Source organism: Streptomyces sp. NPDC101178, assembly GCF_044767965.1.
Lineage (GTDB): Bacteria > Actinomycetota > Actinomycetes > Streptomycetales > Streptomycetaceae > Streptomyces.
The window spans coordinates 127,860-139,734 of the sequence record NZ_JBIWOZ010000001.1 but is presented as its reverse complement, the minus strand read 5'-3'; the positions used below and the strand labels follow the sequence as shown (position 1 = coordinate 139,734).

9 protein-coding genes are annotated in these 11,875 nt (G+C 72.4%); 6 read left to right on the top strand and 3 right to left on the bottom strand.

The genetic code is table 11. The features are described from left to right. The first annotated feature begins 84 nt into the window (after positions 1-84). Together ACIRR8_RS00610 and ACIRR8_RS00605 are read left to right on the top strand one after the other, a co-directional pair. Positions 85-2,337 carry an acyl-CoA dehydrogenase gene (locus ACIRR8_RS00610; RefSeq protein WP_404057437.1) on the top strand — a complete coding sequence of 751 codons (2,253 nt, stop codon included), beginning with the start codon at positions 85-87 and terminating at the stop codon, positions 2,335-2,337. A gap of 26 nt (positions 2,338-2,363) precedes the next feature. Next, a complete protein-coding gene (locus ACIRR8_RS00605; protein WP_404057435.1) occupies positions 2,364-3,566 on the top strand; it encodes a lipid-transfer protein in 1,203 nt (400 codons plus the stop codon). Between the two features lie 17 nt (positions 3,567-3,583). Here the strand turns inward: ACIRR8_RS00605 and ACIRR8_RS00600 are convergent, their stop codons facing one another. Further along, entirely contained in the window at positions 3,584-5,323 is a 1,740-nt protein-coding gene (locus tag ACIRR8_RS00600) for a BCCT family transporter (protein ID WP_404057433.1), read from the bottom strand. Positions 5,324-5,457: 134 nt separating this feature from the next. Here ACIRR8_RS00600 and ACIRR8_RS00595 point away from each other — a divergent pair, with 134 nt between their 5' ends. From ACIRR8_RS00595 to ACIRR8_RS00580, 4 genes are all read left to right on the top strand, one after another. After that, positions 5,458-6,942 (top strand): DHA2 family efflux MFS transporter permease subunit, encoded by a 1,485-nt coding sequence (locus ACIRR8_RS00595; RefSeq protein WP_404057431.1) that lies wholly within the window; start codon positions 5,458-5,460, stop codon positions 6,940-6,942. A gap of 231 nt (positions 6,943-7,173) precedes the next feature. Further along, positions 7,174-8,031: a MaoC/PaaZ C-terminal domain-containing protein gene (locus tag ACIRR8_RS00590; protein ID WP_404057429.1), complete on the top strand. Its 858-nt coding sequence runs from the start codon at positions 7,174-7,176 to the stop codon at positions 8,029-8,031. Positions 8,032-8,102: 71 nt separating this feature from the next. After that, positions 8,103-9,179 (top strand): Zn-dependent alcohol dehydrogenase, encoded by a 1,077-nt coding sequence (locus ACIRR8_RS00585; protein WP_404057427.1) that lies wholly within the window; start codon positions 8,103-8,105, stop codon positions 9,177-9,179. Positions 9,180-9,213: 34 nt separating this feature from the next. Continuing rightward, positions 9,214-10,161 (top strand): 3-oxoacyl-ACP reductase, encoded by a 948-nt coding sequence (locus tag ACIRR8_RS00580; protein ID WP_404057425.1) that lies wholly within the window; start codon positions 9,214-9,216, stop codon positions 10,159-10,161. Between the two features lie 83 nt (positions 10,162-10,244). Here the strand turns inward: ACIRR8_RS00580 and ACIRR8_RS00575 are convergent, their stop codons facing one another. Further along, on the bottom strand, positions 10,245-10,418 hold the full coding sequence (locus tag ACIRR8_RS00575; protein ID WP_404057424.1) for a hypothetical protein: 174 nt from the start codon (positions 10,416-10,418) through the stop codon (positions 10,245-10,247). Between the two features lie 91 nt (positions 10,419-10,509). Next, a complete protein-coding gene (locus tag ACIRR8_RS00570; protein ID WP_404057423.1) occupies positions 10,510-11,811 on the bottom strand; it encodes a hypothetical protein in 1,302 nt (433 codons plus the stop codon). Positions 11,812-11,875: the final 64 nt, after the last annotated feature.

Genomic DNA, 11,875 nt, shown 5'->3' with positions numbered 1-11,875 from the left:
TCTTCCGTCGCCAGGCCTTCCGTCGAAGTGAAACGTGTTCTACTCTTGCGCCCGTTCCAGTGGCTGCGACCGGCGAGGATCCGTATGCGCATCGGCACGGGTATCGGGATCGGCACGGGTATCGGCATCACCGAAGAGCACCGCGCGCTGGCGCACTCCGTACGCGGATGGCTGGCGCGGGCCGCACCGGCCGGTGAGGTGCGCAAGCTCCTCGACGCGGGAGGCCCGGCAGCCTCCGGGGCGCGCCCCGCGCACTGGAAGGCGCTCGCCGGGCAGGGGCTGGCCGGGATCCATCTGCCCGAGGAGTACGGAGGAGGGGGCGGCGGTCTCCTGGACCTCGCCGTGGTCCTGGAGGAGGCGGCCTACGGGGCGCTGCCGGGGCCGTACCTCGCGACCGTGCTGACGGGGGCGGTGCTCGACCGGACGGCCGGGACCGGGGGCCTGGCCCGGGGCCCGCTCCGGGACCTGCTGCGGGGCTCGCTCCGGGACCTCGCCGCCGGAGACCGTACCGCCGCCCTCGCCCTCACCCCCGGCACCCTCACCGCGATCCCCGCCCCCACCGGCCACCGCCTCGACGGCACCGCGCCGCCCGTCCTCTCCGGCGAGGCGGCCGATCTGCTGCTCCTGCCCGCCGCCACGCCCACCGGTGAGCGCTGGTTCCTCGTGGACGCCGGGGCCGGCGGGCTCACCGTGCGCCCGCACCGCAGCGTCGACCCCACCCGGCCGACGGCGGAGGTGCGGGCCGACGCCGTTCTCGTACCGGAGCACCGGGTCCTGAACCTCGACTCGGCGCTCGTCCGCGACCTGGCCGCCCTCCTCCTCGCCGCCGACGCCTGTGGGACCGCCGCCCGGAGCCTCGACATGGCTGTTCGGCACGCCACCGTACGCGAGCAGTTCGGGCGCCCCATCGGTGCGTTCCAGGCGGTCAAGCACCTCTGCGCCGACATGCTCGTCCGCCTCGAACAGGCCCGCGCCCTCACCTGGGACGCGGCCCGCGCCGCCGACGAGGAGACCGGGGCCGGGGAGCGTGCGCTCACCGCCGCGCTCGCCGCCGCCACCGCGCCGGAGGCCGCGTACAGCTGCGCCAAGGACACCATCCAGATCCTCGGCGGCATCGGCTTCACCTGGGAGCACGACGCCCACCTCTCCTTGCGCCGGGCGGTCCTCGCCCGCCAGTTCCTCGGCGCTCCCGCCACCCACCACCTGCGCGCCACCCGCCTCGCCGAGGCCGGCGCCCGCCGCGAACTCGCCCTGGAACTCCCGCCCGAGGCCGCCCGCCACCGCGCCGAGGCCCGCCCCCACCTCGCCGCCGCCCGAGGCCTGGCCCCGCGCGAGGCCCGCCGGGCCCTCGCCGCCACCGGCTACGCGGCCCCGCACCTGCCGGCCCCGTACGGGCTGGGCGCAGACCCCGTACGACAGCTCGCGATCCAGCAGGAGTTGAGCGAACAGTCCATCCGGCTCAGCGACCTCTCCATCGCCACCTGGGTCGTCCCGTCGCTCATCGCGTACGGGACCGAGGCGCAGCGCGACCGCTATCTGCCCGCCACCTTGCGCGGCGACCTCCAGTGGTGCCAGCTCTTCTCCGAGCCCGACGCCGGGTCCGACCTGGCCGCTCTGCGCACCCGTGCCGTACGGACCGCCGAAGGGTGGCGGATCACCGGGCAGAAGGTCTGGACGAGCGCCGCCCGCACCGCCGACCACGGCATCCTGCTCGCCCGCACCGACCCGGACGCGCCCAAGCACCGGGGACTCACCTACTTCCTGGTCGACATGAAGAAGGCCCGGGGTATCGGCATCTGCCCGCTCAAGGAGATCACCGGCGAGTCCCTCTTCAACGAGGTCCACTTCGACGACGTGCTCCTCCCCGCCGACGCCGTGGTCGGCGAGGTCGGCGGCGGCTGGCGCGTCGCGCGCAACACGCTCGGCAACGAACGTGTCCACATGGCCGACCAGATGACCTTCGACAGCGGTCTCGAAGCGCTGATCGCCCGGTCCGCGGAGGCCGATGACGTGACCCGTACCCGGATCGGCGCGCTCGCCGCCGAGGCCCACGCGCTCGCCTGCATCGGGCTGCGCACCACGCTCCAGCAGGTCTCCGGCCGCGAACCGGGCGCCGGAGCCTCGGTGCGCAAGCTCGTCCAGACCGTCCACCAGCAGAAGGTCGCCGAGCTGACCCTCGAACTCCTCGGCCCCGCAGGCGCGGTGGACGAACCGGAGGCCGGTGAACGGGCCCTGCACGGCTTCCTGATGTCCCGCTGCCTGACCATCGCGGGCGGCACCACGCAGATCCAGCTCAACGTCGTCGCGGAACGGATGCTCGGCCTGCCCCGGGACTGAGCACGGCCACCACTGAGGAGCGGAACATGAAGGCCTACATCGCCGGCGTCGGTATGACGAAGTTCGAGAAGCCGGAGACCCGCGACTGGCAGTACTGGGACATGGTCCGCGAGGCGGGCACCGCCGCGCTGGAGGACGCGGGTGTCCGGTACGAGCAGGTCGAACAGGTCCCCGTCGGCTACTGCTTCCAGCCCTCCACCGCCGGACAGCGGGCCGTCTACGAGCTGGGACTGACCGGCATCCCCGTCTACAACGTCGACAACAACTGCGCCACCGGCTCCACCGCCCTGATGCTGGCCCGGCAGTTCGTGGAAGGCGGCTCCAGCGACTGCGTCCTCGCGGTCGGCTTCGAGAAGATGGCCCGCGGGTCGCTGGGCGGTGGCACGGGAGGCGGCTCCAGCGCTGGTGACTTCGCCGCCTCGCCCGTCGCCCGGCACTACGGGGTCATGGCCGCCGCCCACGGCTTCGAGGCGTCCCCGCCCACCGCGCAGATCTTCGGCAACGCGGCCCGCGAGCACATGCGCCGGTACGGCACCACGCCCGCGCAGCTCGCGGCCGTCGGCGCCAAGAACCACCGGCACTCGGTGCACAACCCGTACGCCCAGTTCCAGGACCCGTACACGGTGGAGGAGATCCTCGCCGCCCGTACCGTCCACGACCCCCTCACCAAGCTCCAGTGCTCACCGACCTCCGACGGCGCGGCGGCCGCCGTCGTGGTCTCCGAGCGGTTCGCCGAGCGCCACGGCCTGGGGGAGCGGGCCGTGGAGATCGCCGCGCAAGCCATGACCACGGACACCGAGGCCTCCTTCGCCTCCGGCACCTGCATCGACGCGGTCGGCGCCCCGATGTCCCGGGCCGCCGCCGAGCAGGTGTACGCGGCCTCCGGCCTCGGCCCCGGAGACCTCGACGTGATCGAGCTGCACGACTGCTTCTCCATCAACGAGCTGCTCACCTACGAGGCGCTCGGGCTCTGCGGCGAGGGCGAGTCCGGCAAGCTCGTGGAGTCCGGGGCGACGACGTACGGCGGACGGTGGGTGGTGAACCCGTCAGGCGGGCTGATCTCCAAGGGGCATCCGCTGGGCGCGACCGGGATCGCGCAGGCCGCCGAGCTGACCTGGCAACTGCGCGGCGAGGCGGGCGCGCGCCAGGTCCCGGGGGCGCGTAACGGGCTGGCCCACAACATCGGGCTGGGCGGCGCGGCGGTGGTGACGCTGCTGCGGCGCGGCTGAACCGTGCCACGGCAGCGTCAGCTGCGGGTGTCCCGGTCCTCCTCGCCGTCGCTCGCACGGGCCGCGGCGGCGCGGCGCAGGCGGTGGTGGCGGGAGGCCGGGGCGTTGCCCATCTCCTCGCCGACCATGACGCGTACGGCGTCGCGCATGCCGTGCAGCCCCTCGCTGCGCTTGGGCCCGCCGCCGGGGTCGACGCGCAGCTCCCGCAGCAGGGACCAGCACAGGAAGAGCATCACCACGACGAAGGGCAGCGCCACCAGGATCGTCGCGCTCTGGAGCGACTCCAGCCCGCCGGCCACCAGCAGGGCCGCCGCGACCGCCGCCATGAGCAGTCCCCAGGTGACGACGAGCCAGCGCCTGGGGTGCAGGGCGCCCCTGCTGGTCAGCGACCCCATGACCAGGGACGCGGAGTCCGCGCTCGTGACGAAGTACATCATGATCAGGATCATCGCGACCCAGGCCGTCACCGTGCTGAGCGGCAGGGCGTCGAGCATCGCGAACAGGGTCGCCTCCGTCCCTTCCTTCGCCTTCTCCGCCATGTCGACCACCCCGGTCTCGGCGAGGCGGATGCCGGTCCCGCCGAGCACCACGAACCACAGGGCGGTCGCACCGCTCGGCACCAGCAGCACGGCGAGGAGGAACTCGCGGATCGTGCGGCCCTTGGAGATGCGGGCGATGAAGGTGCCGACGAAGGGGGCCCAGGACAGCCACCAGGCCCAGTAGAAGATCGTCCACATCCCCAGCCAGCTCTCGCCGCCGAAGGCGCCGGTGCGCGAGGCCATGGGAAGGAGCTGGTCCAGGTAACCGCCGACCGACGACGGCAGCACATCCATGAGGTAGACGGTCGGACCCGCGACGAAGACGAAGACCATGAGGGCCGCGGCGATGACGAGATTGATCGAGCTGAGCCATTTCACGCCACCGTGCAGGCCGGTGAAGGCGGAGATCACGAAGGCCGCGCTGAGCACGGCGATGATCACCAGCTGGACGCCGGTGCTCTGGTCGAGGCCGGCTGTCAGATCGAGCCCGATGGCGATCTGGAGAGCGCCGAGCCCCAGGCTCGTCGCGGTGCCGAAGACGGTGGCGAAGACGGCGAGCAGGTCCAGGACCTTGCCGAAGACACCGTTGGCGCGGCGCGCGCCGATGAGGGGGACGAACACGGCGCTCAACCGGTTGCCCCGGCCCTGACGGAAGCTCGCGTATCCCAGCGCCAGGCCCACGATCCCGTAGATCGCCCAGGGCGTCAGGGTCCAGTGGAAGAAGGAGTACTCCATGGCGGCGCTCGCCGCCCCGGCCGTCTGCGGTTCCGCACCGCTGGAGGGCGGCGGGCTCAAGTAGTGCGCGACCGGCTCCCCGACGCCGTAGAAGATCAGCCCGATCCCCATGCCGGCGCTGAACATCATCGCGATCCAGGAGAAGTTCGAGAACTCCGGAGGGGAGTCGTCCCTGCTCAGCCGGATGGTGCCGAAGCGGCTGAAAGCGATCATGAGGCACAGCACCAGGAAGACGTCGGCGGCGATGACGAAGAGCCACGCGAAGTTGGAGAGCACCCAGGGCAGGGCCGTGTCCGACGCGCTCTCGAAGGAGTTCTTCCCGAAGGCCGCCCAGAGCACGATCCCGATGATGCCCAACGCCCCGATCGCCACCACCACACGGTCAGGTGAGGAGTCCATTCCCGGGCCGGGGCCGCCGGCGTCGGATTCCGCCGGATCGTGGGAGGGATGGCCGGGGGGCGGTGGGGCGTTCTCCGTGCTCATAGCGCACCACTATGGTCGTTTATGAGGCGATATGGGTGATCTGCCGCGCCGCCGCCCGCGATCGACGTCCTAGGTGCCAGGTCCCAGGTCCCAGGTCTCATGCCCGATGTACGGGCCGCCCGCCACCTGCGACCATGACCCGCATGTCCGACGTCACCGCCCCCGCGCCCACCCGTACCTCACGCTCCCGCATACCCACCGGCGCGTGGGCGGTCGTGCTCGCCGCCTGCACCGGCCAGTTCCTCGTCGTCCTCGACGTGTCCGTGGTCAACGTGGCACTGCCCTCCATGCGTGCCGACCTGGGGCTGAGCCACAGCGCCCTCCAGTGGGTCGTCAACGCCTACTCGATCGCGTTCGCCGGGTTCATGCTGCTGGGCGGGCGGGCCGCCGACATCTACGGCCGGAAGCGGATGTTCCTCGTCGGCCTCGGCGTCTTCACCGCCGCCTCCCTCGCGGGCGGCCTCGCCCAGGAGGGCTGGCAGCTCCTCGCGGCCCGGGGAGCGCAGGGCCTCGGAGCCGCCGTCCTGGCCCCCGCCACGCTCACCATCCTCACCGCCGCCGTCCCCGAGGGCCCGGCCCGGACCAAGGCGATAGCGACCTGGATGGCGGTCGGCGCGGGCGGCGGCGCGGCCGGCGGGCTCATCGGCGGGGTCCTCACCGACGCCCTCTCCTGGCGCTGGGTCCTCCTCATCAACGTGCCCATCGGCGCCCTCGTCCTGGTCGCCGCCGCCCTGTGGATCACCGAGGGCCGCGCGGGCGACCGCCGCCGCATCGACCTGCTCGGCGCCGTTCTCGTCACCGCGGGCCTGGCCACCGTCGCGTACGGCATCGTCCAGACCGAGGCCGTCGGCTGGACGGCCGCCGCCACGCTCGTACCGCTGCTGTCCGGAGTCGCGCTGCTCGCCGCGTTCGTCCTGGTCGAGGCGCGGACGGCGGTTCCGCTGGTCCCGCTGCGGGTGTTCGGCGTACGGGCCGTCTCCTCGGCCAATGTGTCGATGTTCCTCATGGGGTCGGCGACCTTCTCCATGTGGTATTTCATGACCGTCTACGCGCAGAACGTGCTGGGCTACACGCCGTTGCAGGCCGGGCTGGCCCTGATGCCGACCTCGGCCGCCGTCATCCTCGGCTCCAAGATCGCGCCCCGGATCATGGTCCGTACGGGAGCCAAGAGCCTCGCCGTCGCCGGAGTGTTGATCACCGCCGCGGGCTTCGGCTGGCAGTCCACCATGGGCGTCGACGGCTCCTACCTCACCGCGATCATGTTCCCCGGCGTCCTGATGATGGCCGGTGCCGGACTCGCCTCCACGCCGCTGGCCACCCTCGCCACCTCCGGCGCGGCTCCCGGTGACGCCGGACTCGTCTCCGGCCTGGTCAACACCTCGCGCACCATGGGCGGCGCGCTCGGCCTCGCGGTGCTCTCCACAGTCGCGGCCGCCCGTACGGCGGGTTCCGCCGACCCGGCCGAGGTCACCGCCGGATACGCGACGGCGTTCCGTACGGCGTGCGCGGTGCTGCTGGTCGGCGTGGTCGTGATGCTGGCCTGGCTGCCGAACCACCGGACGCCTCGCGTGCGGGAGGAGGAGGCGGCGGCGAAGGTGCAGGCGCAGGAACGGGTCTGAACCAGTCGATCTGATGTGACGTGACTCGATCCGACATGACCAGATCTGACATGACGTCAGCAGTCTTCCTAACTTCCTTGCGCTGAGCTATACATGGGCCATCGGCTAGAACGCGTTCTAGAACGACGCGCTCTGCCGGTCCCCGCACGGCCTCGGTGCGGTCGGCGGTGCGGACAGGCCGCACCGAGGTCTCCCACCGTCGGTCCCTCACCGTCAAGGAGCGGCTTCGCCATGCCCATCGACACCTCAGCGGCCCTCGCCGCCGACCCCCGCAGGGCCGAGATCGCCTGGAACCACAAGGACGTCCAGCTCTACCACCTGGGCCTCGGCGCCGGCACGCCCGCCACCGACCCGGACGAGCTGCGCTACACGCTGGAGTCCCGGCTCCAGGTGCTGCCGAGCTTCGCCACCGTCGCGGGCGCGGGAACGGCCGCGTTCGGCGGGATGGGCGCGCCCGGCATCGACGTGGACCTCGCCGCCGTCCTGCACGGCGGCCAGACCGTACGGGTCCACCGGCCGATCCCCGTCACCGGCCGGGCCGTCCAGACCTCGAAGGTCGCGGCGGTGTACGACAAGGGCAAGGCCGCCGTCATCGTGCTGCGGACCGAGGCGGGCGACGAGGACGGTCCGCTCTGGACCAACGACGCGCAGATCTTCGTACGGGGAGAAGGCGGCTTCGGCGGAGAGCGCGGGCCTTCCGACCGCCTCGCCGTGCCGGACCGTGAGCCCGACCGGACCGTCGAACGCCCGATCCGCGAGGACCAGGCGCTGCTCTACCGGCTCTCCGGGGACTGGAACCCGCTCCACGCGGACCCCGCCTTCGCCGAACTGGCCGGCTTCGACCGGCCGATCCTGCACGGGCTGTGCACGTACGGGATGGTGCTCAAGGCCGTCACCGACACCCTGCTGGACGGTGACGTGTCCCGAATCGCCGCCTACCGCACCCGCTTCGCCGGAATCGTCTTTCCCGGCGAGACCCTCCGTATCCGGATGTGGTCGGCCGGGGAGGGCCGGGTCCAGGTGACGGTCACCGCCGCCGAGCGGGACGACGCACCGGTCCTCGCGGACACGCTCGTCGAACACTCGTGACATCTCCGATCCGACACTCCTGAACCCCGCAGCACCCGTTCTTGGCAGCCGATCCGAGGGGAGCCGTACCCATGCGCGCAGCCGTACTGCACGAGATAGGCCAGGAGAAGCTGGAAGTGCTCGACGACGTCGAGGCGGTGGGGTTCGGCCCCGGAAAGGTCAAGCTCCGCATCCGGGCCACCGGCCTCTGCCACTCCGACGTCTCCGCGATGAGCGGCATCCTCCCGCAGCCCGCCCCGTTCATCCCCGGCCACGAGGGCGCGGGCGAGGTCGTCGACGTCGGTGACGGGGTGAGCGGACTCAGCGCCGGCGACCGGGTCCTCGTCTGCTGGCTGCCCGCCTGCGGGGCCTGTCCGTCCTGCAAGCGCGGCCAGACCCAGCTCTGCCTCGCGGGCTTCATGAACGCGGGCACCCCCAACTTCAAGCGCCCCGGCGGCGATGTCTTCGGCTTCGCGGGCACCGGCACCTTCACCGAGGAGGTCGTCGTCGGCGCGGGCTGCGCGGTGCCGATCCCCGACGACGTCCCGTTCGAGATCGCGGCCCTGATCGGCTGCGGGGTCACCACCGGCCTCGGCGCGGCCATCAACACGGCGAAGGTGGAAGCGGGTTCGTCGGTCGCAGTGATCGGCTGCGGCGGTGTCGGCATCTCCACCATCCAGGGCGCCCGCGTCCAGGGCGCCGCCCAGATCATCGCCGTCGACCCGGTCGCCTCCCGCCGCGAGGCCGCCCTCCGCTTCGGCGCCACCGAGGCCGTCGCCCCCGGCGAACTGGCCGACGCCAAGCAGCGCATCACCGGCGGCGAGGGGTTCGACTACGTCTTCGAGGTCGTCGGCAAGTCCGCCACCGCCCGCACCGCCTACGAGCACACCCGCCGCGGCGGCACCCTCTGCGTCGTCGGCGCCGGAGCGATGGACGACCACTTCCAGGTCAACATGTTCGAGCTGTTCTTCGACGAGAAGCGCATCCTGCCGTCGATGTACGGCGGCGGGGACGTGCTGCGCTCGTACGAACGGGCCATCGCGCTCTGGCGGGCGGGCCGGATCGACCTGGAGTCGATGATCACCCACCGGGTCCGGCTGGAGGAGGTCAACGACGCGCTGGACCAGATGCGGACCGGGGAGGCGCTGCGTACCTGCATCGAACTCTGAACCCGGGCCCTGAACAACGACGTTGAGGAATGCCATGTCACTTCCCCTCCCGCTGGACGGGCTGTCCGCGATCGTCACCGGCGCCGGCCGCGGTCTCGGCCGCGCCGAGGCGCTGGAGCTGGCCCGGCTCGGCGCGGCCGTCGTCGTCAACGACTACGGGCAGCCCGGCCGCGACGGATCGGGCGAGGCGTCGGCCGCGCCCGCAGAGGAGGTCGCCGCCGAGATCCGCGCGGCAGGCGGCCGGGCCGCCGCCCACCTCGGAGACGTCTCCGACCACGAACGGGCCCGAGAGCTGGTGGAGCTGGCGGTCTCCACATACGGAAAGCTCGACATCCTCGTCAACAACGCGGGGATCCTCCGCGACCGGATGATCTTCTCGATGAGCGAGGGCGAGTGGGACGCGGTCATCCGCGTCCACCTCAAGGGCCACTTCAACACGACGCACTTCGCCGCGGCCCACTGGCGCTCCCGTTCCAAGGAGTCGGGCGGCCCGGTGTACGGGCGGATCGTCAACACCTCCTCCGAGGCGTACCTCGCGGGCTCCGCCGGACAGCCCAACTACGCGGCGGCCAAAGGCGGGATCGTCGGCCTGACCACCTCCACCGCGCTCGCCCTCGCCAAGTACGGCGTCACCGCCAACGCCATCTGCCCGCGCGCCCGGACCCGGATGACCGAGGACGTCTTCGCGGGCTTCGAGGAACCGGCCGACGGCACCCTCGACACACTGGCCCCCGAGCATGTCTCGCCGCTCGTCGGCTACTTGGCCTCACCGGCCGCCGCCGGAGTCAACGGGCAGCTGCTCGTCGTTCACGGAGGCATGGTCGCGATCGTCGAACGGCCCAAGGTGGCGGCCAAGTTCGACGCGGCGAAGGAGGCGTTCACCTTCACCGAGCTGGACGAGCTGATCACCCCGTACTACGCGGACCGGCCACGCGGCGAGACCTTCGCGGCGGCCGAAGTGCTGGGCCTCAAGCGGGAGTGAAGGGGAGAAGAGAAGGAGGGCCCGGGGGCGTACGGCTGTTCGCCGTACGCCCCCGGGCCCTCCTCGTCCTGCTGCGCCTCGGCTCAGGCCGCCCGGGATTCCTCCTGGGCGGGCCTGCGGTGGCGTCCGTGCGGCTGCACCGACGTGTTCTCCATCGACGCACCCCCTCGGTGCTTGCCGGAACCGCCGGTCCCGGCCACCTCCGCGTCGCCCCCCGGCGTACGCGGCGTGGTCGTGTCGGTGCGGGTTTCAGACATGTGGGAAGTCACCCCGTTGTGATCGCTTACCTGGTACCTGTGTCGCACGTACGTTTTTCGTGTTCCGCGGCTGCGTTGCCGGGCGCCGAGTCTAGTCAGATGACGCCGCGCGGTGCAGAGGCGCCTGCCCCAACGGAACCGGCTTACACACGACAGGAGGGGTGATGGCGGCGGAACGGTCCGTTCCGCTCGTATCGCCGTCCGTTCCGGCCGTCCCCGGCGGCGGTTCCTCGTCGCCCGGCGCGTGGAGCAGCGCCACACCGCAGGGCGTCGAGGCGTTGGCGTACGGGAGGTGCAGCACGCCGTCCCGGCTCCAGTACCCGGCCCCCGCCGACCAGCCCTCCGGCGCCGCGAGCTGGTGCAGTCGCCGCCCCTGCGGACGCCAGATCCCCACCCAGCTCCCCGCCGGCCCGTCGATGCGCAGCGCGACGGCGCAGCTCTCCGGCATCAGCATCTGTCCCGGCTGCACCGCGAACGGCGTCACCGCCAGATCCGCCTGCCGCAGGCACTCCGGGAAGCGGACGGGCAGACAGCTGCCGAGGACGCCCCAGCCGAGCCGGTCGTGGCCCGGCGCGTTCGAGCGGATCAGCAGCAGCCCGCTGTCCGGGTCGGCCAGCAGCAGCCGGTCATCGCTCTCCGGGGTGATCTGGAGCAGCGGGGTCACCTCGCCGTTCCGCTCCAGGTCGACGGCGACCGCCTTCACCGGACCGCCGCCCGGCAGCCGCCGGTCCAGGGCCAGTATCCGGCCCGCCCGGTCCAGCCAGACGCCGCCCGAGCAGTGGCCCGGGATCTCCGCGACCAGCTCCGGCCCGAAGGCGCCGCCGGCCACCAGCCACAGCAGCGAGGAGTGGTCGCCGGCGGAGAGGCCGTACACGCTGGAGCCGTCCGGCGAGGGCGGCAGCAGCGTCATCCCGTCGCACTCGACCGCGCCGAGGGCCAGTTCGCCGGTGGCGGGCCCGGTCGGGTAGAGCAGCGAGAACATCTGCCGGTCCGCCACCCGCCGCCGGATCAGCACCCGCCCGTCTGCGAGCGGCGCCACCTGTGTGTCCGGCTCCTCGGGCTGGTGGAGCGGCAGCGGTACGGCGTAGGGCTCGGGTCCGTCCAGCGTCCAGCGCTCCGGATACCAGGCCCGCTGTCCGCCGGGCGGGGCGGGCGCGGCCGTCAGCCGGGCCCCGTACGCGCCGTCCGCGGTGAGCGTGAACGTGCCGGGGGCGGGAAGCGGTTCGGCCCAGGGTGCGGCAGGCCGCTCCGGTGCTCCGGCCTCCGCGGCCCGCCCCGTCGGGACAGCCTCCGCCGCCCCGACGGGTTCCTCCGGTTCTCCGGGCTCTTCAGGGCCGGGATCCGCCGTCGTGGCGGCCCCGGCGGTTCCGCCCTCGATGGCACAGGCAGTCATGGGCTCGTCACCTCCGGCTACGCAAGCTAGTTTTCGCACTTCCTGCTGGACAACACGTGCCACC

Bases quoted from the DNA above. Each gene is read 5' to 3' on its own strand.
- ACIRR8_RS00595 (WP_404057431.1), top strand. From the start codon at position 5,458: ATGACCCGCATGTCCGACGTCACCGCCCCCGCGCCCACCCGTACCTCA.
- ACIRR8_RS00605 (WP_404057435.1), top strand. From the start codon at position 2,364: ATGAAGGCCTACATCGCCGGCGTCGGTATGACGAAGTTCGAGAAGCCG.
- ACIRR8_RS00610 (WP_404057437.1), top strand. From the start codon at position 85: ATGCGCATCGGCACGGGTATCGGGATCGGCACGGGTATCGGCATCACC.
- ACIRR8_RS00600 (WP_404057433.1), bottom strand. From the start codon at position 5,323: ATGAGCACGGAGAACGCCCCACCGCCCCCCGGCCATCCCTCCCACGAT.
- ACIRR8_RS00580 (WP_404057425.1), top strand. From the start codon at position 9,214: ATGTCACTTCCCCTCCCGCTGGACGGGCTGTCCGCGATCGTCACCGGC.
- ACIRR8_RS00575 (WP_404057424.1), bottom strand. From the start codon at position 10,418: ATGTCTGAAACCCGCACCGACACGACCACGCCGCGTACGCCGGGGGGC.
- ACIRR8_RS00585 (WP_404057427.1), top strand. From the start codon at position 8,103: ATGCGCGCAGCCGTACTGCACGAGATAGGCCAGGAGAAGCTGGAAGTG.
- ACIRR8_RS00590 (WP_404057429.1), top strand. From the start codon at position 7,174: ATGCCCATCGACACCTCAGCGGCCCTCGCCGCCGACCCCCGCAGGGCC.
- ACIRR8_RS00570 (WP_404057423.1), bottom strand. From the start codon at position 11,811: ATGACTGCCTGTGCCATCGAGGGCGGAACCGCCGGGGCCGCCACGACG.